Raw genomic sequence first — 20,586 nt, forward strand, 5'->3', positions numbered from 1 at the left:
GGCCGTGCACGTCATCTTTCGCGAAACGCATGGGATGGAGGAAACGGCCATCCCACAGGATCTGGGGCAGGAGCCTGCGGATCTTGTCGTCCTGTCCTTCTCGGACAGCGATCTTGGTGCGTTCGCGGAAGGCTGGCGCCAGGCGCAAGCGGCGGATCCGGCATTTCCTTCGTTGCGGCTCGCCAATCTTGCCGCGCTGATCCACCCTTTGTCGGTCGACACCTATATCGAAAAGACATTGGCCGGGGCAAAGGCCGTGCTGATCCGGCTGATCGGCGGCACGCCCTATTGGAGCTACGGCCTTCAACAGGTCGAGACCCTCGCCCGATCGCGCGGGATTGCGCTTGCTGTCCTGCCTGCCGATGGTCGGCCGGATTGGCACCTCGACAGTGTCTCCACGCTTCCTGCCGCCACGCTGGCCAAGCTTTGCCAGTTGTGTGACGAGGGCGGCGCGGCAGCGGCGCGCGCGGCCCTGGCCGCTCTCGCGCACGCCGCAGGGCTTGGCGTCAGCACTGTGACGCAATGCACGGCTTTGCCGGCAACTGGCGGATGGCACCCCTCCTGCGGGATCATCGATCCTGCCAGCTTCAGGCCCAATGCGGATCGGCCGCTGATCCTGATCGTCTTCTACCGTGCGTACCTCGCCGCACACGACCTGCACCCGATCGCCGCGCTTCATTCCGCGCTTGAACAACGCGGCTTTGACGCGCTCTCGATCTTCGTCCCCTCGCTCAAGCCCCCTGAGGTCAGGGCACAGGTGGATCGCTGGGTGCGTTCGCTGGCGCCTGCAGCCATCGTCAATGCCACGGCTTTTTCAGCGCGGGGCGAGGATGGCGGAACGCCGCTCGACGGGGGGGGCGTTCCGGTCTTCCAGATCGCGCTTGCCACCGCACCGCGCGCAGGATGGGCGCGCACATCGCGTGGCCTCTCGCCGGCTGACCTTGCCATGCATGTCGTACTCCCCGAGATTGACGGGCGCATCTTTGCAGGCGTGTCGAGCTTCAAGGAAGCGGGCGAACGCGATCCGGCACTCGGCTTCGCTCCCTATTCGCACCGCGGCGATGACAACCGGATCGCAGCGGTCGCCGACCGCGTGGCGCGCTGGATCGGGCTGGCCCGCAAGCCGGCATGCGAACGCCGCGTCGCCCTGATCCTGTCGACCTACCCCGGCAAGGCCTACCAGATGGCGCACGCCGTGGGTCTTGACGCGCTGGCCTCAGTCGATGCGATTGTCGCCGATCTGGCAGAGGCCGGGTACAAGGTCAGCCGCCCCACCGATCTTGCCAGGCAGCTGGCGACCGAGCATCTGGTCTGGCCTTTGAATGCCTATCGCACTGCCATGTCCGCCCTGCCCGAGACGCTGCGGCAGGACCTTGCCTCGGCATGGGGAGAGCCGGAAGACGATCCGCTGGCTGTCGATGGGGCATTTCGCTTCCCGGCGCTCACGCTCGGCCAGGTGCTGGTGGCGCTTCAGCCCGAGCGGGGCGAGCCTATCAGTCGCGATGCAGACTATCACGACCTCTCGCGCTGCCCGCGGCACGCCTATGTCGCCTTCTACCTGTGGCTGGGCCAGCAGGGTACGGATGCGCTGGTCCATGTTGGCGCGCATGGTACGCTGGAATGGCTGCCGGGGAAGGCTGTAGCGCTGTCTGACGCTTGCTGGCCCGAAGCGCTGACACAAGCGATGCCGGTCATCTATCCCTTCATCGTCAACGATCCGGGCGAGGCAGCGCAGGCCAAGCGCCGCATCGGTGCTGTCACCATCGGCCATGTGCCGCCGCCGCTCGTCCCGACCGGAAGCGGCGCCGGGCTGGGCCGGATCGAGGCTTTGCTGGACGAATTCTCCAATGCCGACGGGCTGGACCCTGCCCGCCGGGACCGTCTGCAGAAATCCATCCGCGAGGAAGCTGCCGCGCTGGGGCTGGAGGCAGAGCTCGGCCTTGATACCGCCACCACTCTGGTCGAAGCGATCACCCGGATCGATCGCTTCGTCTGCGATGTGAAAGCCAGCCAGTTCGGTGACGGTCTCCACGTTTTCGGCCGCGGTGAACAGGGCGCGGCAGAGCGGAACGGGCTTCTGGCTGGGCTGGACGGCCGATGGATCGCTCCCGGACCATCTGGCTCGCCCCATCGCGGACGAACCGATGTGCTGCCGACGGGACGCAACCTCTACACGATCGATCCGCGCGCAGTACCTTCGCGCGCAGCGCATGCACAGGGCGTCGTGCTCGCCGAGGAGCTGCTCCGCCGCCATCTGCAGGATCACGGCGACTACCCGCGTGGCCTTGTGGTGGATCTGTGGGGTTCGGCCACCATGCGCACGGCTGGTGAAGAGTTTGCGATGGCGCTGCACCTTCTGGGGGCAAAGCCGATGTGGGACATGGCTTCAGAGCGCGTGACGGGGGTTGAGATTCTCCCACTCGCCATGCTCGACCGCCCTCGCCTCGATGTAACGCTGCGCGTTTCGGGCCTGTTTCGTGATGCCTTTCCCACCCTGCCCGCCTTGTTCGGTCAGGCCGTCCGGGCGCTGTGCACCAGGGACGAACCCGCCGACTGGAACCCTTTCGTTGCCTTGGCCCCAGCGCCGCGCGTCTATGGTCCGCGTCCGGGCCGGTATGGACTCGGGATCGGAGACGCGGCCGAAACCTATACCGATGATGCCCGGCGTGCGGCGGGCGAAGCATGGCTGGCAGCCTCCGACCACGCGCTGGATAGCGTTTCCGATTCCAGCACGGGAAGCGAGGCTGACCCCGATGGCATCCGTCTGCGAGTGGCCAGCGCGGACGCCTTCGTCCACCTGCAGGACCTGCCTGAAACCGACCTCTTGCTGGCCGCGGACTATGCCGGGCACGAGGCAGGCTTTGCCGCAGCCCAGGCGATTGTCGGAGGCAAGGCCGCACTCTATCATCTCGACAATCGGGACCCGAACAACCCGGCGGCCCGCACGCTGACCGAAGAAATTGCCCGCGTGGTCCGTGCCCGAGCCGCCAATCCAGGCTGGATCGCAGGAATGATGCGCCACGGCTTTCGTGGGGGCGCGGAACTGGCCGCGACGCTGGACCATCTTGGCGCTTTCGCACATCTTTCCGGCAGCGTGCCGCCGCAGCTGATCGACCTTTATCACGAGGCAACGCTCGGCCAGTCCGAAGTTCGCGCCTTCCTCGAACGCGAAAATCCCGATGCACTGGCGGCGATGGAAGCGCGCTTTGCCGCGCTGCATGCCGCGGGCCTCTGGCGCACCCGGCGAAATTCCATCCTGGCCAGCCTGCGGGAGGCACCATGACCGGATTTGCCGTCAAGGGCTGGTGCCCGGACGCATGGCACCCGATGATATCCGGCGACGGCCTACTGGTGCGGGTCAAACCCCGGCTCGGGCGGCTGACACGGGAGCAGGCGCTGGCCCTTTGCGATGCGGCCGCCACCTGCGGCAGCGGGCTGATCGACCTGACGCGGCGCGCCAATCTGCAGATTCGCGGCGTTGCCCAAGATCGCTGGCCCTTGCTGATCCAAAGGCTGATTGCGCTGGAATTAGTGCAGCCCGAGCCTGCACTCGAAGCGCGGCGCAACGTCCTTGTCGCGCCCGACTGGCAGGAGAACGACGACACCCACCGCATCGCCAACGCCCTGCTGGCCCGGATAGGCGAATGGCCCGATCTTCCCGGCAAGGTCGGGTTCGTCATCGATGCCGGCCCTGCCGCTGTGCTGACCGGCGCATCCGGCGATTTCCGTGTCGAACGCGGCACGGACGGCAGCCTCATCCTTCGCGCCGATGGTTGCCTCACCGGATCAAGCCTGTCTCCAGGCACGGAAGCGGACGCCCTGATCGCTCTCGCTCACTGGTTCGCCGCGAGCGGCACCGCCGCAGCCGGGCGCATGGCCCGTTGGGATGCGGAACTTCCCGCATGGGCAAAAGGTGCGATCGCGCCTGCAATGGCTGAACCGGGCCATGTGCTTGGCACCGGACATCATCCATCGATCGCGCTGGCGTTCGGGCTGATAGAGGCTTCGGAGCTCGCCATCCTGCTCGAATCCGGTTCTGCTTCTGGACTGCGAACAACACCGTGGCGGCGGCTGTTGATCGAGGGGGCGGCGGCTGCCCGGACCCACCCGTCCACCGGCGCTAAACCTGATCCGCTGCCCCATGTGGAAGCCTGCCCGGGCGCACCATTGTGCGCACAGGCGACGGTTGAAACCCGTGCGCTTGCGCGCCGACTTGCGCCCTATGTCTCGGGACGGCTGCACGTTTCGGGTTGTGCCAAAGGCTGCGCCTGCTCGCAGGTGGCCGATGTCACGCTGACCGGACGCAACGGCAGGTTCGATCTGGTCCTTGCTGGCAAAGCCGGATCGCCTCCGTCCCGCTCCGGCTTGAGCGCCAGCGAAATCCTCGCGCATTTTGGAGCCGTCTGATGCCCCATGTCTATGAAACCGACGGGGCAGCGATCTATCGCCAGTCGTTTGCCACGATCCGCGCCGAAGCCGATCTCTCCCCTTTCGCGCCAGGCGAAGAGCAGGTGGCAGTGCGGATGATCCATGCGGCCGGGATGGTCGGACTTGCAGCGCATATCCGGTTCTCGTCGGGATTTGCCGATGCGGCACGCGCTGCGCTGGCCGGCGGCGCGCCGATACTGTGCGATGCGCGGATGGTGTCTGAAGGGATCACCCGCGCCCGGCTTCCCGGGAGCAACGCAATCATCTGCACGCTGCAAGATCCTGCGGTGCCTGACCTTGCACGCAAGATCGGCAACACCCGATCCGCTGCCGCGCTGGAACTGTGGCGGCCCATTCTGGCGGGTGCGGTCGTGGCGATCGGCAATGCACCAACCGCGCTGTTTCATCTGCTGAACATGCTGGAAGACCCCGCCTGCCCACGCCCTGCGGCGATCATCGGCTGTCCGGTGGGCTTCGTGGGAGCAGCTGAATCCAAGGCTGCCCTCTGGGCCGCTCCTCCTGCACCCTGCTGCGTCGTCGAGGGCCGCCTTGGCGGCAGTGCCATCACCGTGGCGGCCATCAACGCGCTGGCGAGTACGGCCGAATGAACGCCGGCACGAACATCGGCACCATTCACGGTGTCGGGCTTGGTCCGGGTGCGGCAGACCTGCTGAGCGTGCGCGCCGACCGGCTTGTACGCACGGCGCACCACGTCGCCTATTTCCGCAAGGCTGGGCGGCCCGGCCAGGCAAGGCGCATCGTGGAAGGGATGCTCCGCGCTGACGTGATCGAGTTTCCGATGGAATATCCGGTAACCACCGAAATCCCGGTATCCGATCCTCGCTACAATGCCTGCCTGTCGGCGTTCTACACGCACTGTTCGGAGCGGCTTGCAGCGATTTCGCAGCAGGGTGAGGACGTCGTCGTGCTGTGTGAGGGCGACCCGTTCTTCTACGGCTCCTTCATGCACCTCCATGCCCGCCTTTCAGGCCGCATACCGGTGGAAGTCGTCCCTGGCATCACGGGCATGTCTGGCGCCTGGACCGCGACGGACCTGCCGATCACCTGGGGCGATGATGTGATGACCGTGGTCATGGCCACGCTGCCGGAAGCCGAGCTTGCCCGCCGGATCCGCGAGACTGACGCGCTGGTGGTGATGAAGATCGGTCGGAACCTGCCCAAGCTTCGCCGCGCCGTGGCAGCCGCCGGGCGCATGGATGCGGCATGGCTGGTCGAACACGCAGCGATGCCCGGACAGCGCGTCACCATGCTGGCCGAGGCTGAGGCGGTGACCCCCTATTTCTCGATCCTGCTGATCCATGGTCAGGGGAGGCGACCATGACCGGGGAAAAGGACAAGGGTTGGCTAGCAATCGCCGGTCTGGGACCAGGAGACGAGGCACTCGTCACACCCGAAGTCACCGCCGCGCTGGCCGGGGCTACGGACGTGATCGGGTACATTCCCTATGTCGCCCGGATAGCTGCACGCGAAGGCCTGACGCTTCACCCCTCGGACAACCGGGTGGAGCTCGACCGCGCCGCTCTGGCGCTCGATCTTGCGGCGCAGGGCCGCAGGGTCGTTGTCGTATCGTCAGGTGATCCGGGGGTGTTCGCGATGGCCTCGGCGGTATTCGAAGCGCTTGAGGCAGGTCCTTCCCGCTGGCGGACGCTGGATATCAGGGTGCTGCCGGGCATCACCGCCATGCTGGCCGCCAGTGCACGGGCCGGGGCACCGCTGGGTCACGATTTTTGCGCGATCAATCTTTCCGACAACCTGAAACCCTGGGCCATGATCGAAAAGCGGCTGCGGCTGGCCGTGGAGGCGGACTTTGCCTTGGCGCTTTACAACCCCCGCTCGAAGGCACGTCCCGAAGGCTTCGCCCGTGCGCTGGCCTTATTGAAGGAGCTGTGCGGCGATGATCGCCCGATGCTGTTTGCCCGCGCCGTCACAACGCCGCAGGAAGATCTGCGCATCGTGCCGCTGGGCAAGGCGCACGATGAAATGGCCGACATGCGCACCACGGTGATCGTGGGATCAAGCCGGACGCGGATCATCGAACGTGCGGCAGGCCCTATCCTCTATACGCCCCGGTCCGTTGCGGAAGTGGCCTCATGACCAAGCCATTCCAGCACATCTTCTGCGCGACAGACCTCGATCCGGTCACCGATCACCGGGCGGTCGATCATCACGACCGGAAGCTTGAGCTGGCGCGCAGCGACAAGCTTTGCCTCGGCGCCCGTGCCACCGGCGTTCTTGCACACAACAAGGTCGATCATGTGAGACTGCATCAGCAGCCGATCACCTTCAGCCGTAAACGGCCCGCGATCGATGACAAGGTCGTGGGAGGGCAGGCCTGGGGGCGCAGCCGGAGGGTCAACAAAGCGCAGCAGGTAGTGATGCTGCGGCTGTGCGGCAAAGGCTTCCACATGCATTCGGCCCAGCGCGAGCAGGATGCGGCGCGGCGTGCCCGCAAGTTTGGCCACCGCAGCGGCAGTGTCTCTCACGCATGTCCAGCGATCGCCCGACCCGGCCTCCCATGCGGGTCTGGTCAAGGCGATATGGGCAATCCCGGCAATCCGCGCGGCCTTTATGGCATGTGTGCTCATAGTCGCGGCAAAGGGATGCGTCGCATCGACCAGATGCGTGATGCGATGGTCTTGGAGATAGGCCACAAGCCCCGCCACCCCACCAAAGCCGCCGACGCGGATCGGCACCGGCTGTGGCCGCGGGTTGTCGGTCCTGCCCGCGTAGCTGAGTGTCGTCGCAACCTGCGCTGCCGCAAGCAGGCGCGCCAGTGCGCTCGCTTCGGTTGTTCCGCCAAGCAGGAGAACATTCGGCATGGCTGACATGGACCCTCGCGCATGGTTGACGATCATCGGCATCGGTGAAGACGGCGTGGACGGCCTGTGCTCAGCGGGCCGGGCCGCGCTGGCCAGGGCCGAACTGGTCATGGGATCGGCGCGCCATCTAGCGCTGCTTCCCGCGCTTACCTGCGCGGTCTTCAAATGGCCAGTTCCCTTTGCCGACGGCATAGCCGAACTGCTGGCGCATCGCGGGCGGCGGGTGGTCATGCTGTCATCGGGCGATCCGTTCTGGTTCGGCGCAGGCGCAAGCCTTGCGCGCCATCTCGGTCCGGCGGAATGGGTTGCGCACCCCGCGCCATCGACCTTCAGCCTTGCTGCCGCCCGGCTGGGCTGGCCGATCGAGGAAACGGCCTGCCTCGGCCTGCACGCAGCGCCGCTGGACCGCTTGTGCCCCCATATCGCACCCGCCCAGCGCGCCATTGTCCTGCTGCGCGATGGCGATGCCGTTGCCACGGCGGCGCAATATCTGACCAGCAAGGGCTTCGGCCCATCGACGCTTCATGTGATGGAAGCGCTGGGCGGCCCCCATGAACGCCTCCGCGTGACGACCGCGCAAGCCCTGCCGTTCGCAGACATTGCCCATCCCGTTGCCGTGGGCATCGCGTTCGCCGGTTCAGGCAATGTCCTGCCCGTCACATCCGGCAGACCGGATGCGTGGTTCGATCACGACGGACAGATCACCAAGGCCCCGGTGCGCGCCCTGACCCTCTCGGCCCTCGCCCCGCGTGCCGGTGAATGGCTCTGGGATATCGGCACGGGTTCTGGGTCAATCGCGATCGAATGGCTGCTGGCTCATCCCGCCAACCGGGCGACCGCGTTCGAAGCCGATCCGCTACGGGCCGGCCGCGCCCGCGCAAACGCCAAGGCTCTGGGTGTAGACCGGTTGGATGTGATCAATGCCCGGATGCCCGAAGGCCTGCCGGAAGGCCCCCATCCGCATGCTGTGTTCATCGGTGGCGGCTTGTCCGACCCGCTGCTCGATGCCCTCTGGGCCCGGCTGCCTGATGGAACGCGGCTGGTGGCGAACGCCGTGAGCCTTGAATCTGAAGCCGCTCTTACCCGTTGGCATGGCGCAAAGGGCGGCAGTCTGCTGCGGATCGAACTGGCCGATGCCGTGCCCCTTGGCCAGCGGCATGGCTGGAAGGGGCGCTATCCCGTGGTACAGTGGAGCGTCACGCTATGATCGTGGCTGGCTTCGGCTTTCGGCGCGGCGCAGGCCTCGCTTCGCTGCGGGCGGCGCTGGAACTGGCGCAGGACGGGCTGCCCCCTATAACCCATTTGGCGACCGCCATCGACAAGACGTCTGCGTTGGTACCGCTTGCAGAGGCACTGGGACTGCCGATGACCGGCATCCCATCGGCGTCCCTGTCCACCACGCCTACGCCCACCAGCTCTGCCGCCAGCCTGAAGGCACGCGCGACCGGCAGTGTCGCAGAAGCCTGCGCGCTGGTCGCCGCTGGTCCGGGCGCCCGCCTTTTGCGCACGCGCCACATCTCGCCCGATCGCATGGCCAGCTGCGCCATTGCCGAAGGATCACAGCCATGACCGTCCACTTCATCGGCGCCGGCCCCGGCGCACCCGATCTTTTGACCCTGCGAGGGCGCGACCTGATCGCCGCCAGCCCGGTCTGCCTCTATGCCGGTTCGCTGGTTCCCGTGGCTGTACTCGATCACTGTCCGCCCGGTGCCCGCATCGTCAACACCGCGCCCATGACGCTGGACGAGATCATCGCCGAGATAGCGGAGGCTGACGCCGCAGGGTGCGATGTTGCCCGCCTCCATTCGGGCGACCTGTCCGTCTGGTCGGCAATGGGCGAACAATTGCGCCGCCTGCGCGCACTGGACATTCCGTTTACGGTCACGCCGGGTGTTCCCGCCTTCTCGGCGGCAGCGGCGGCTCTGGAAGCCGAACTGACCTTGCCCGAGCTCGGCCAGTCGCTGGTACTCACGCGCACGCCAGGGCGGGCCAGCGCGATGCCGCAGAGCGAGAGCCTCGCCAATTTCGCTGTGACGGGCGCGACTCTGGCTATCCATCTATCGATCCACAACCTCGCGCGGGTCGTGGCCGATCTTGCTCCCGCCTATGGCGCGGATTGCCCCGTTGCGGTCGTCTGGCGCGCCAGCTGGCCCGACCAGCGGATCGTCCGGGCCACCCTCGACACCGTCGAAACAGCCATCGCCGGCAGCATGGAACGAACCGCGCTGATCCTTGTCGGACGGGTGCTGGGGGCGGAGGACTTCGCACAAAGCAGCCTCTACGCCCACGGCTACGACCGGCGCTTCCGCCCACAGGATGCGAGCTCGCGCTTTGCAGGAGCCGGGGAATGAGCGTTTCAGGCCTGATGATCGCCGCTCCGGCATCGGGAACGGGCAAGACTACGGTCATGCTGGGCCTGCTGCGAGCGCTGGTTGAAGACGGCGCGGTGGTCCAGCCCTTCAAGAGCGGTCCCGACTATATCGATCCCGCCTTTCACCGCGCCGCCTGCGGCCGTGCGTCGTTCAACCTCGATACTTGGGCCATGAATGGCGAGCTGATCGCTGCAATCGCGGGAGAGGCTGTTGGCGCGGACATGGTGCTTGCCGAGGCTTCGATGGGCCTTTTCGATGGTGTCGCGAGCCGGGGTGCCGTTGGCAATGGCGCCAGTGCGGACATTGCACGGACAATGGGCTGGCCGGTTGTGCTGGTGCTGGACGTGTCCGGACAAGCCCAATCCGCCGCTGCAACGGCGCTCGGTTTCAAGCATCTGGATGACACGCTGCCGTTTGCAGGCGTGATCCTGAACCGGGTGGCCAGTCCCCGCCATGAACGGCTGGTGCGCCGGGGGATGGAAGCGATAGGCATGCCTGTGCTGGGTGCCCTGCCCCGGCGCGGCGATCTCACCCTGCCAGAACGCCATCTCGGTCTGGTCCAGGCTGTCGAGCATCCCGATCTCGAGCGGGCGATATCGGACTATGCCGCATTTCTGCGTGCAAATGTCGATCTGAATGCCATCCGCCATGCCGCCAGCAGCAACAGCGCCCCGCCTCCGGCCCCCGGCCAACTGCCGCTTCCCCCTGCCCAGCGGATTGCCATCGCCCGCGATCCCGCCTTTTCCTTCGTCTATCCCCATGTGCTCGAAGGTTGGCGGCGGGCTGGCGCGGAGATCATGCCCTTCTCGCCATTGGCAAACGAGGCCCCTGCCCGCGATGCCGATCTTGTCTGGCTGCCGGGCGGCTATCCGGAATTGCACGCAGGGACCATCGCTGCAGCGACGAACTTCCTGACCGGCCTGCGCCATCACGCCAAGACCCGCCCGGTCCACGGCGAATGCGGCGGCTACATGGTTCTGGGCGAGGCCTTGGTGGACAAGTCGGGAGAACGGCATCGTATGGCCGGCCTGCTGGGGCTTGTTACCAGCTATGCACAGCGCAAGATGCATCTCGGCTATCGCCAGGCCGAACTGCTGGCACCGATAGCCGGACTGGCCAAAGGCAAAAGACTGCGCGGCCACGAGTTCCACTACTCGACGATCCTCGAGCAGACAGACGCAGCGCTGGCATGTGTAACCGATGCAGATGGCGTCGCGGTTGCCGAAACAGGCTCGTATCGCGGCCGCGTGACCGGAACCTTCTTCCACATGATCGCGAACGCATCGTGAAAGGGTTCGTATCATTTGTGGGTGCGGGCCCTGGCGATCCCGAGCTGCTGACCCTTAAAGCCGTTTCTCGTCTTGAGACAGCGCAGGTGGTCCTGTTTGATGATCTGGCTGCGGGACCGATCCTGGCCCGCGCGCGCGATGACGCTGAACTGGTAGCGGTAGGCAAGCGCGCCGGTCGGCCATCTCCAAGTCAGGCCGAAGTCAGCCGTCTTCTGGTGGACCATGCCCTGGCCGGGAAGCATGTCATCCGGCTCAAATCGGGAGATGCTGGCTTGTTCGGCCGACTCGAAGAAGAAATTGAGGCGCTTCGCCATGCGGGAATCTCGTTCGAGATCATTCCTGGCGTCAGCTCGGCGACCGCCGCAGCGGCAGCTGCCGCGATACCACTGACACGACGCGAGCACGCTAGACGCGTCCAGTTCGTAACCGGACATGGCAAGACTGGCACTTTACCCGAAGACCTCAATCTATCAGCGCTTGCCGACCCTTGTGCCACAACGGTCGTCTTCATGCCAAAGCGCACATTTCCGGCGCTTGCTGCGCAGCTTGTCGCGGCAGGACTTGCGGACGATACTGCAGCCTTGTTGGCAGAAAACATTAGCCGACCGGACCAAAGACTTACCAGAAGCACTATTGCCGGACTTGCTCGGTCACTTGCCGACGGCGGATCGGATGCAACCGCACTGGTGATCTACGGCCCCATGATGGAGGAGGCATGATCCACCTCCATCTGATCGGCATAGGCACCGGGAATCCCGACCACCTGACGCGTGCTGCAATACGCACAATCAACGCGGTCGATCTCATTCTGCTGCCCCGCAAAGGCGATGCCAAATCAGATCTCCTGGACCTGCGCCACTCCATCTGTGGCGCCGCATTGGCCTCACCGGTCCGCATGGCCGAGTTCGACATGCCCGTTCGCCGACAGGATGGCGACTACACGCAGGCCGTCGACGATTGGCACGATGCGATTGCAGCGATTTGGGCAGAGCAGATAGCAGTTCACCTTCCTGATGGTGGGCGGGTCGCGCTGCTCGTGTGGGGCGATCCGTCGCTTTACGACAGCACACTGCGTATTGCCGATCGGCTCCGGACGGCTGGGGTCGACCTAACTGTTCGCGTCGAACCCGGTATCACCAGCATTCAGGCTCTTACGGCTGCTCACGCCATCCCGCTGAACGCCTTGGCCGAACCTGTCACGATCACCACCGGCCGCAGGTTGCGCCGGGAAGGCTGGCCGCTGGGAGTGCACACGATCGTCGTCATGCTCGATTCCGGCTGCGCCTTCGAAGTCCTCGATCCTGCTGGCATCACGATCTGGTGGGGTGCCTATCTGGGCATGTCGCAAGAAGCACTGGTGCATGGGCCACTTGCCGATTCTGCGCCGCAGATTGCCGCGCGCCGCGCGGAACTGCGCGCTCGCCACGGCTGGATCATGGATGTCTACCTGATGCGAAAGGAACGAGCCGATGCCTGCTGACCGCGAAGAAGAAGCTGCAAGCGCAGATGCGCGCCATGCCGAGAAAATGCGCAAGATCCAGGCTGCGCGTAGCACCATGATGGCCACCAAAACCCGCGAGCAGGGGCTGCTGATCGTTCACACTGGCACGGGCAAGGGCAAGACAAGCGCTGCACTCGGTATGGTCGTGCGCGCAATAGGACATGGCATGAAGGTCGGGGTCGTCCAGTTCGTCAAGGGCGCGATGGCGACAGGCGAAAAGACGGTGTTCGACGCTTTCCCGGAAAATGTCGAGTTCAAGCCGATGGGTGAAGGTTTCACCTGGGATACGCAAGACCGGACACGCGATATCGCTTCGGCACGTACTGCCTGGGATGAAGTCTGCCGCATGATCGCCGATCCGGCTTACCAGATGGTGGTAGCCGACGAACTCAACATCGTCCTTCGGTATGACTACCTGCCCTTGGATGAGGTTCTTAAGGCGTTTGCCGCGAAACCCGAGATGAAACATGTCATCGTCACCGGACGCAATGCGCCCGATGCACTGATCGAGGCGGCCGATCTCGTCACCGAGATGACCATGATCAAGCACCCTTTCCGCTCGGGCGTGAAGGCGCAGGCAGGGATCGAGTTCTGAGCGATCTGCCGCCCCAGTTCGATGCCGAGTTCGCGGCTCGATTTGCGCAGCTGCTGCGCTGGCGACGCGATGTGCGGCACTTCGAAGCCCGTGCTGTCGCGGAAGAGGAGATGTGTGCGCTGCTGGAGTGTGCCTCCCTCGCGCCTTCGGTCGGGAATGCGCAGCCCTGGCGGTTCGTGCGCGTGCGTTCATCCACCCTTCGTCAGGCGCTGGCCGACCATGTCGATGCACAGAACGCACAAGCAGCGCAGCAATATGCTGCCAAGCCCGGCAGGAACTGTATCGTTCGCTCAAGCTGCATGGCCTTCGCGAAGCCCCGGAACTGATCGTGGTGTTCTGTGATGAGCAGCCCAAAGCAGGCCATGGACTTGGCATTGTCAGTATGCCGGAGATGTTGCGCTATTCATGCGTGCTGGCGATCCACACACTCTGGCTGGCGGCAAGGCTCCGCGGCATTGGCGTCGGATGGGTATCGATCCTCGAGCCCGGTGTCATCCGCGCCTTGCTGGACGTACCCGCCGACTGGTCGCTGATTGCACTGCTGTGCTTCGGATACCCCCAGGACCCGTCCCAGACACCCGAATTGGAGCGGCGGGGCTGGCAAGCCCGGGAACCTGTGACCAACCGAGTGTTCGACCGATGACCCCCAATCTATGGAGCAAGAAATTATGTTGATCCCCGTCGAGGACGGCCCTGCCGTAGTAGCATGCAACACCTGCCGACACAGCAGCACCGCAAAGGAGGATGACGCCGGTGTGCGTGGTGGCGCGCGTATGGTCGAGGCCCTGCGCGCCGTGCAGGCACGCGATGAACGCTATTCCGGTATCGCGGTGCAGGAAATGCCCTGCTTGTTCGCCTGCAGCGAATTCTGCACGGTCCATCTTCGTGCGCCAGGCAAAGTCGGGTATGTTCTGGGCCGCTTCACTCCCGATGAAGATGCCGCCGCTGCCATCCTCGATTATGCCGTCCATTATGCGCAAAGCGAACATGGCCGGGTTCCGTTCAAGGACTGGCCGCAGGGCGTCAAAGGCCACTTCATCACCCGCACACCGCCGCCGGGCTTTGTCGCGCAATGAGCACGTTTTCTTCCGTCGATGCCTTTGATGCTGCCATTGCCGATATGCCTGCGCCAGATGAAACAGCAATGGCCAGCGCGCGCAACCGGCAGTCGCAACTGACCAAGCCGCCAGGATCCCTGGGACGGCTGGAAGAGATCGCGATCTTCATGGCCGGTTGGCAAGGCCACGAAAGACCCCGGCTGGAACGGGGGCGTGCAGTCGTGTTTGCGGGCAATCATGGCGTCACGGCACGGGGCGTGAGCGCCTTTCCTCCCGAAGTCACCCACCAGATGGTGGCCAATTTTGAAGCAGGTGGCGCTGCCATCAACGCGCTGTGTGCCGCTGCCGGGCTCGATCTTCAGGTGCTGGCGCTGGAGCTTGACCGGCCAACCGCCGATTTCACCTCAGCCCCGGCCATGACCGAAAGCGAATGCCTTGCCGCGCTGTCTTCCGGGGCCGCCATGGTCGAAGCCGGCCTTGATCTCCTTGTCCCTGGCGAGATGGGCATCGGCAACACCACGGCCGCTGCAGCCCTCTGTGCAAAGGCGCTGGGAGGCGGTGCAGGCGAATGGGTCGGCCCGGGAACGGGGCTCGATCCGGCGGGCGTGGCGCGCAAGATCGGTGTAATCGAAGCGGCACTCGTCTTCCATCAGGTTGCACCGTCAACGCCTTTCGAAACCCTGCGGCGTCTGGGCGGGAGGGAAATAGCCGCAATGGCAGGTGCAATTGTCCGTGCAAGGCAACTTCGGGTGCCGGTGCTCCTGGATGGCTTCATCTGCTGCGCTGCCATCGCGCCGATCTTTGCCGCCGAACCTGCAATTGTCGACCATTGCCTGGCAGGGCATTGTTGGGCCGAACCTGGTCACAAACGGTTGCTCGAGCGGTTCGGTCTCGCACCGCTCCTCACTCTGGGCATGCGCCTGGGCGAAGGGAGCGGCGCTGCGGTCGCGGCCCAGATCGTGCGTTCAGCTCTCGCCGCACACAACCAGATGGCCACTTTTGCCGAAGCTGGCGTGGCTGCTGGCGTATGAGCGAGTTTTTCCTGCACCTCATGCGGCATGGCGAGCCCATCCACCCCGGTCTGCTTCTCGGAAGGACCGATGCGCCTACGACGCCCGAGGGCGTCGCATCATGCGTGGCACAGGTCGAGGAACTGTCGTTCCAGTCGATTGTATGTTCCGATCTCCAGCGCTCGGCAGAGGCAGCAAGAGCTATCGCCGATCCAAGAGGGCTGCACCCGATCCTCGACTCACGGTGGCGCGAACTGGACTTCGGCGACTGGGACGGTCTGGCACCCGCTAAGGTCGACAGTGCCGCGATCAGCGCGTTCTGGGACGACCCGGACGCCAATCCGCCACCCGGTGGTGAGCGCTGGTCTGCTCTGGTTTCGCGCGTGGAAGCGGCCTTGGCCGCAATCCCGCCGCAAGACACGCTGGTCGTAACGCATGGCGGAGCAATCCGGGCTGCGCTGGCCAGCCTGTTCGGCTTCGGACAGCGGCAGGTCTGGGCGTTTGACCTTCCCTATGCCGCGCTGATCAGCCTGCGGGTCTGGCCGGGAACGCCGCGCTCAGCCCAGATCGCGGGCCTTTGGACATGAAGCGCCCGATCGCATGAAAGGCTTCCTCATCGCACTCCAGTTCCTCACCCGTTTGCCGACACCCCGGCTCACGGTTTCTGCCGAGGAATTCGCCCAGTCCATGCGCTGGTTTCCAGCTGCTGGGCTGGTGATTGGCCTTATCGTTGCCGGGGCCGCCTGGGTTGGAGCAAGGACCGATCCCTGGACCGGAGCCCTTGCCGCCTTGATCGCCTGGGTTCTCGTCACCGGAGCCCTTCACCTGGACGGTCTGGGAGATATGGCCGATGCCAGCGGCGCGGCCCACAAGGACCGCGAGCGGCTCCTGGCCGTCCTGGCAGATCCGCATGTCGGCAGCTTCGGCGTAACGGCCATCACCATGCAACTGCTGACCAAGCTCGTGCTGCTGCATGGCATGATCGAGCACAGCCAGTTTCTGGCACTGATCTGGGTGCCGGTCGCCGCGCGCATCGCGCCGCTGGCATGGACCTTGTTGCTATCGCCGTTGCACGATGGCCTTGGTGCGCGCTTTCGGGGCGCGATCAGGCCGATCGATCTGGCGCTGTGGGCCGCAGTACTTCTCGCCACCACGGTGGCGTTTCCTGCATTGCTCATTGCGGTTCCTGCTGCGGCACTATGGGGCCTGTGGATCAAGCGCGCTATTGGCGGCATCTCGGGCGATGGACACGGCGCCGGAATTGAACTGATCGAGGCGGCGCTGCTGCTGGCGCTTGTCGTGATGGCGGCCGCATGACCCGCGATCGCTGGACATGGCACGGCGGCGGCCTCTCTGCGGCCCGCGCGCATTTCGGCGACGATGCGCGTGGTTGGATCGATTTTTCCACCGGGATCAATCCGCATGTCTGGCACGGTGCAGGGGCGGTGGAGATCGATTGGCGTGCCCTGCCAGACGAAATGGCCCTGCGCGCGCTGGAGCAAGCGGCCGCCGCCAGCTTCGGGTGTCATGCCGATCATGTCTGCGCGGTGCCAGGCACCGAAGTTGGCCTTCGCCTCGCCGGCAGGGTGCTGGGCGATGACGTCTGCCACGCCGTTCCATCCTATCGCACCCACGGCGAGATGGCGGCCTCCAGCCATCCCGTAACGCTTGGCAATCTGGCGCTGGCCGATGGATCAAGCCTGATCCTTGCCAACCCCAACAACCCGGATGGCGTCCTGCTTTCTCGGGAAGCCTTGAGCGATCTTCTGGTGCGGCGTGGTCGGAAAGGGTGGCTGGTAATCGACGAAGCCTTTGCAGACTGCCACCCCGACCACAGTTTCGCCGACCAAGTTGATGATCGGCACAGACTCCTGATCTTTCGGTCCTTCGGGAAATTCTTTGGCCTCGCCGGATTGCGGCTCGGTTTTGTGCTGGGCCCTCGTCCGATCCTGGCGAGTCTGCGTAAGCAGCTAGGTGCCTGGCCGGTCTCGGCGGCTGCGATCGCCATCGGCACCCGCGCCTATCAGGATATCGCCTGGCAGGACGCGATGCGGGAGCGCCTCATCGCCGAGGCCACCAGCTTCGATCAGCGCTTGGCCTCGTTCGGTTTGTTGGCAAGCGGCGCATGCCCACTCTTCCGGCTGATAACGACGCCGGACGCGTCACACCTGTTTGAACGTCTTGCCCGGGCTGCGATCCTCAGCCGCCCCTTCGCCGATAAACCGGATTGGTTACGCTTTGGCCTGCCCGCCAACGACGAGGCGATGGAGCGTCTCTGTGCCGTGCTCGAAGACCATGGCTGAACCGTTCGCGCTCATGGCCCTGGTGCTGGATGCTGCCATTGGCTGGCCTGGCGCGCTGTATCGCCGTGTCGGACATCCGGTCGGCCTGTTTGCCCGGATCATCAATGCCTGCGAAGGCGCATGGAACCGGCCAACTCACTCAGACGGCATACGCAAGACGCTCGGCGTCATGACCGTTCTGATACTGCTGGTGCTGACAATCGGGGCTGGACTTGGCCTTACCGCGCTCGCCCGGCACCTGCTGGGCTCATGCTGGTGGCTTGGTGCCGCAGCACTGGCCTGGCCCGCTCTGGCCCAACGCAGCCTCTACGATCATGTTCTTCCCATCGCAGTCGCACTGGAGCAGAATGATCTCGAAAGTGCGCGCCATGCCGTCTCCATGATCGTCGGGCGTGATACCGACACCCTTGATCGCGCGGGTGTGGCACGAGCTGCAATCGAAAGTCTGGCCGAAAGCTTTTGCGACGGCATCGCCGCGCCGCTGTTCTGGCTGGTTATCGGCGGCCTGCCCGGCGTCTGGGCCTACAAGGCGATCAATACGGCAGACAGCCTGATCGGCCATAAGGAAGCGCGCTGGCGCGCCTTTGGGTGGGCTGCGGCGCGCACGGACGATGTGATGAACCTGCTGCCGGCTCGGCTTGGCGGCGTCGTGGTATGTCTTGCCGGCGGCGGAGGGTGGGCCACGCTGTGGCGCGATCACCGCCGCCACGCCTCACCCAATGCAGGCTGGACCGAGGCGGCCATGGCGGGCGCGCTAGATCTCGCGCTCGCGGGACCAGTGTCCTACGATGGTGTGACCCATGCCAAGGACTGGATCGGCAGCGGGCGGCGCGATGCTGGCGCTGCTGACGTCAGGCGCGCTTTGCGCATTTATGTCCGCGCCTGCCTGTTGCTCTGGGCCATCGTGGCCGCTCTCACCTGGAAGGATATCGTATGGGCGCTCTGATGTTGCAGGGCACGGGTTCCGATGTCGGGAAATCGGTGCTGGTTGCCGGGCTGTGCCGCGCCCTTGCCAATCGCGGGCTGAGCGTTCGCCCGTTCAAGCCCCAGAACATGTCGAACAATGCTGCGGTTACCGTCGATGGCGGCGAGATCGGCCGCGCCCAGGCTTTGCAGGCTCTAGCATGCCGGGTCGAACCGCACACCGACATGAACCCGGTACTGCTCAAGCCTCAGGCCGACCACACATCGCAATTGGTCGTTCACGGCAAGGTCCGCGGCACGCTGGGCGGTGGCAATTTCCGGCACAAGCGTGGCGAACTGCTGCCCGAGGTCATGGAAAGCTGGCACCGGCTGCAGGCGCAGTGCGATGTCGTCGTGGTTGAAGGCGCCGGCTCGCCGGCGGAGATCAACCTGCGGGCAGGCGACATCGCCAACATGGGCTTTGCCCGTGCTGCCGGTGTGCCAGTCGTGCTGGTCGGCGATATCGATCGCGGCGGCGTCATTGCTGCGCTCGTTGGCACGAGGGCGGTATTGGACCCGGACGACGCGGCGATGATCCGGGGTTTTCTCATCAACAAGTTTCGCGGCGATCCGGCGCTCTTTGCCGACGGTTATCGGCAGATCGAGGCGCTTTCGGGCTGGCGAGGCTATGGCGTGGTGCCCTGGCTGCGCGCCACTGCCCATTTGCCAAGCGAAGATGCGGTCGTGCTTGAACGAACCGCACGCGAAACCGCCGGTCGCCTGAAAATCGCCTGCCCGATCATCCCCCGGATCGCCAATTTTGACGATCTCGATCCGATCAAAGCGGAAAGCTCGGTCGAACTGGTCATGGTACCGCCAGGCCAGCCCATCCCCGGTGATTGTGCGCTGATCGTCCTGCCCGGATCAAAAGCCACGATCGCTGATATGAAGGCGATGCGCGAACAAGGCTGGGACATTGATATCCTTGCGCATCATCGGCGCGGTGGAAAGGTCCTGGGCATCTGCGGCGGCTATCAGATGCTCGGCCGCCGCATCGCCGATCCGGAAGGGATCGAGGGACCACCTGAAGATATCCCCGGTCTGGGTCTGCTGGATGTCGAAACGGTCCTGACCGGAGATAAGGCGCTGCGCCAGGTTGCAGGCACTGCGCTCGATCAAGCCTTCACCGGCTTTGAAATGCACATGGGCGTGACCAGCGGTCCCGATTGCCGTCACCCCTTTGCGCTGCTCGGCGAAGGGCGGCCCGACGGCGCAACCAGTGCAGACAGGCAAGTCACGGGCACTTACGTCCACGGAGCATTTGCCAGCACGGCGCTGCGTTCAGCTCTGCTCGGCATGCTCGGCGCGCAGTCGGACGGGATCGACCATGATGCGAAGGTGGATGACGCGCTCAATGCGATCGCGGCTGAGCTTGAACATCATCTCGATGTGGATGGTTTGTTGAAACTCGCAATGGGGAAAGACGATGCGTAGCCTGTTCGTGATTGGCGGAGCGCGCTCGGGCAAGAGCCGCTATGCACAGGCCAGAGCCGAGGCGACCGGCCTGTCGCCAGTCTTCATCGCTACGGCTCAAGCTTTCGACGAGGAAATGCGCAACCGTATCGTTCGGCACCAGGCGGATCGCGGCGTGGAATGGGAAACGGTCGAGGCCCCCCTTAAACTTGCGGAAGCGATCGAGTTGCATGCCTCACCCGACCGGGTCTTGCTGGTGGACTGCCTCACGCTATGGGTGACCAATCTCCTGATCGGCGATCACGATATCCCGGCGGCAGTCCGCACACTCATTGAGACCATCACGGTTGCGCAAGGGACCCTCATACTCGTCAGCAATGAGGTCGGATTGGGCATCGTCCCGGAAAACCAGTTGGCGCGCCGGTTTCGGGATGAGGCCGGGTTTCTTCATCAACGTGTCGCGGCTTGCGCGAACGAGGTGCAGTTGCTGTGCGCTGGCTTGAATTTGCAGTTCAAATGAAAATGTCCCATTGTATTAATGGCATATTTGGAATTCAAATTGCGCGAGAGCCGGCCAGAAAGACCGCCAGAAGCTGGATCATGGCGCTGCCCATGGCGATGGTTGGCTGCCCGGTTTGGAAGGCGTTCATAACGTTGATGCGGCTTGTCGGGACATCTTTTTCCGCGACGAGAGTGCCTATCTGGTGGCGGAAAACTCTAGACCCAAGCGGTTCAAAGTTGGGTAGCAGTGCAACTTGGCGTCGGACTCTGCTCAAAATCGGTTACATTTCAGACCACCGTCACGGTGTATGTG

Annotated in this window: 21 protein-coding genes and 1 pseudogene; 21 read left to right on the plus strand and 1 reads right to left on the minus strand. The window is 64.7% G+C overall.

Features of this window, described 5'->3' with window-relative positions; genetic code table 11:
• The first annotated feature begins 4 nt into the window (after positions 1 to 4).
• Genes cobN through cobJ form a run of 5 tightly spaced genes read left to right on the plus strand, consistent with a single transcriptional unit; the run spans position 5 to position 6,543 of the window.
• A complete protein-coding gene (gene cobN, locus C7451_RS16210) occupies positions 5 to 3,283 on the plus strand; it encodes a cobaltochelatase subunit CobN (protein ID WP_039330627.1) in 3,279 nt (1,092 codons plus the stop codon).
• On the plus strand, positions 3,280 to 4,407 hold the full coding sequence (locus C7451_RS16215; protein ID WP_110300001.1) for a cobalamin biosynthesis protein CobG: 1,128 nt from the start codon (positions 3,280 to 3,282) through the stop codon (positions 4,405 to 4,407). Before cobN ends, C7451_RS16215 begins: the two co-directional genes overlap by 4 nt.
• Positions 4,407 to 5,036, plus strand: a complete 630-nt coding sequence (locus C7451_RS16220; RefSeq protein WP_039330631.1) for a precorrin-8X methylmutase — start codon at positions 4,407 to 4,409, stop codon at positions 5,034 to 5,036. Before C7451_RS16215 ends, C7451_RS16220 begins: the two co-directional genes overlap by 1 nt.
• On the plus strand, positions 5,033 to 5,770 hold the full coding sequence (gene cobI / locus C7451_RS16225) for a precorrin-2 C(20)-methyltransferase (RefSeq protein ID WP_039330633.1): 738 nt from the start codon (positions 5,033 to 5,035) through the stop codon (positions 5,768 to 5,770). Before C7451_RS16220 ends, cobI begins: the two co-directional genes overlap by 4 nt.
• Positions 5,767 to 6,543, plus strand: a complete 777-nt coding sequence (cobJ, locus tag C7451_RS16230; RefSeq protein ID WP_039330635.1) for a precorrin-3B C(17)-methyltransferase — start codon at positions 5,767 to 5,769, stop codon at positions 6,541 to 6,543. Before cobI ends, cobJ begins: the two co-directional genes overlap by 4 nt.
• Here the strand turns inward: cobJ and C7451_RS16235 are convergent.
• Positions 6,507 to 7,268 (minus strand): cobalt-precorrin-6A reductase, encoded by a 762-nt coding sequence (locus tag C7451_RS16235; RefSeq protein ID WP_110300002.1) that lies wholly within the window; start codon positions 7,266 to 7,268, stop codon positions 6,507 to 6,509. The genes cobJ and C7451_RS16235 overlap by 37 nt on opposite strands.
• Here C7451_RS16235 and C7451_RS16240 point away from each other — a divergent pair.
• The 16 genes and pseudogenes from C7451_RS16240 to cobU all read left to right on the plus strand — a co-directional run bounded on the left by C7451_RS16240 (position 7,267) and on the right by cobU (position 20,292).
• A complete protein-coding gene (locus C7451_RS16240; protein ID WP_039330640.1) occupies positions 7,267 to 8,475 on the plus strand; it encodes a bifunctional cobalt-precorrin-7 (C(5))-methyltransferase/cobalt-precorrin-6B (C(15))-methyltransferase in 1,209 nt (402 codons plus the stop codon). The genes C7451_RS16235 and C7451_RS16240 overlap by 2 nt on opposite strands.
• On the plus strand, positions 8,472 to 8,837 hold the full coding sequence (locus C7451_RS16245; protein ID WP_039330641.1) for a cobalamin biosynthesis protein: 366 nt from the start codon (positions 8,472 to 8,474) through the stop codon (positions 8,835 to 8,837). The genes C7451_RS16240 and C7451_RS16245 overlap by 4 nt, the downstream gene beginning before the upstream one ends.
• Positions 8,834 to 9,619, plus strand: a complete 786-nt coding sequence (gene cobM / locus C7451_RS16250; RefSeq protein WP_039330643.1) for a precorrin-4 C(11)-methyltransferase — start codon at positions 8,834 to 8,836, stop codon at positions 9,617 to 9,619. Before C7451_RS16245 ends, cobM begins: the two co-directional genes overlap by 4 nt.
• Positions 9,616 to 10,929 carry a cobyrinic acid a,c-diamide synthase CobB gene (locus C7451_RS16255; RefSeq protein ID WP_039330645.1) on the plus strand — a complete coding sequence of 438 codons (1,314 nt, stop codon included), beginning with the start codon at positions 9,616 to 9,618 and terminating at the stop codon, positions 10,927 to 10,929. Before cobM ends, C7451_RS16255 begins: the two co-directional genes overlap by 4 nt.
• Entirely contained in the window at positions 10,926 to 11,648 is a 723-nt protein-coding gene (cobA, locus tag C7451_RS16260; RefSeq protein ID WP_039330647.1) for a uroporphyrinogen-III C-methyltransferase, read from the plus strand. Before C7451_RS16255 ends, cobA begins: the two co-directional genes overlap by 4 nt.
• Positions 11,645 to 12,409 (plus strand): precorrin-6A synthase (deacetylating), encoded by a 765-nt coding sequence (gene cobF, locus C7451_RS16265; RefSeq protein ID WP_039330650.1) that lies wholly within the window; start codon positions 11,645 to 11,647, stop codon positions 12,407 to 12,409. Before cobA ends, cobF begins: the two co-directional genes overlap by 4 nt.
• The gene (gene cobO, locus C7451_RS16270) at positions 12,399 to 13,025 is read left to right on the plus strand and encodes a cob(I)yrinic acid a,c-diamide adenosyltransferase (protein WP_039330652.1); all 627 of its coding nucleotides are present in this window, start codon (positions 12,399 to 12,401) and stop codon (positions 13,023 to 13,025) included. Before cobF ends, cobO begins: the two co-directional genes overlap by 11 nt.
• Positions 13,022 to 13,668, plus strand: a pseudogene (gene bluB / locus C7451_RS16275) (5,6-dimethylbenzimidazole synthase). Before cobO ends, bluB begins: the two are co-directional and overlap by 4 nt.
• 25 nt (positions 13,669 to 13,693) lie before the next feature.
• Positions 13,694 to 14,101: a DUF1636 domain-containing protein gene (locus tag C7451_RS16280; RefSeq protein ID WP_039330657.1), complete on the plus strand. Its 408-nt coding sequence runs from the start codon at positions 13,694 to 13,696 to the stop codon at positions 14,099 to 14,101.
• A complete protein-coding gene (cobT, locus tag C7451_RS16285; protein WP_110300003.1) occupies positions 14,098 to 15,114 on the plus strand; it encodes a nicotinate-nucleotide--dimethylbenzimidazole phosphoribosyltransferase in 1,017 nt (338 codons plus the stop codon). Before C7451_RS16280 ends, cobT begins: the two co-directional genes overlap by 4 nt.
• Positions 15,111 to 15,680 carry a histidine phosphatase family protein gene (locus tag C7451_RS16290; protein WP_039330661.1) on the plus strand — a complete coding sequence of 190 codons (570 nt, stop codon included), beginning with the start codon at positions 15,111 to 15,113 and terminating at the stop codon, positions 15,678 to 15,680. The genes cobT and C7451_RS16290 overlap by 4 nt, the downstream gene beginning before the upstream one ends.
• A gap of 13 nt (positions 15,681 to 15,693) precedes the next feature.
• Positions 15,694 to 16,410: an adenosylcobinamide-GDP ribazoletransferase gene (gene cobS / locus C7451_RS16295; RefSeq protein ID WP_039330663.1), complete on the plus strand. Its 717-nt coding sequence runs from the start codon at positions 15,694 to 15,696 to the stop codon at positions 16,408 to 16,410.
• Complete coding sequence (locus tag C7451_RS16300; RefSeq protein ID WP_039330665.1) at positions 16,407 to 17,396, plus strand: threonine-phosphate decarboxylase; 990 nt, start codon at positions 16,407 to 16,409, stop codon at positions 17,394 to 17,396. The genes cobS and C7451_RS16300 overlap by 4 nt, the downstream gene beginning before the upstream one ends.
• Complete coding sequence (gene cbiB / locus C7451_RS16305) at positions 17,389 to 18,342, plus strand: adenosylcobinamide-phosphate synthase CbiB (RefSeq protein WP_039330667.1); 954 nt, start codon at positions 17,389 to 17,391, stop codon at positions 18,340 to 18,342. Before C7451_RS16300 ends, cbiB begins: the two co-directional genes overlap by 8 nt.
• The gene (locus tag C7451_RS16310) at positions 18,330 to 19,793 is read left to right on the plus strand and encodes a cobyric acid synthase (protein WP_039330669.1); all 1,464 of its coding nucleotides are present in this window, start codon (positions 18,330 to 18,332) and stop codon (positions 19,791 to 19,793) included. Before cbiB ends, C7451_RS16310 begins: the two co-directional genes overlap by 13 nt.
• Positions 19,786 to 20,292 (plus strand): bifunctional adenosylcobinamide kinase/adenosylcobinamide-phosphate guanylyltransferase, encoded by a 507-nt coding sequence (cobU, locus tag C7451_RS16315; protein WP_039330671.1) that lies wholly within the window; start codon positions 19,786 to 19,788, stop codon positions 20,290 to 20,292. Before C7451_RS16310 ends, cobU begins: the two co-directional genes overlap by 8 nt.
• Positions 20,293 to 20,586 lie beyond the last annotated feature (294 nt).

The sequence above is a fragment of the Blastomonas natatoria genome, from assembly GCF_003201955.1.
Taxonomy (GTDB): Bacteria; Pseudomonadota; Alphaproteobacteria; order Sphingomonadales; family Sphingomonadaceae; genus Blastomonas; species Blastomonas natatoria.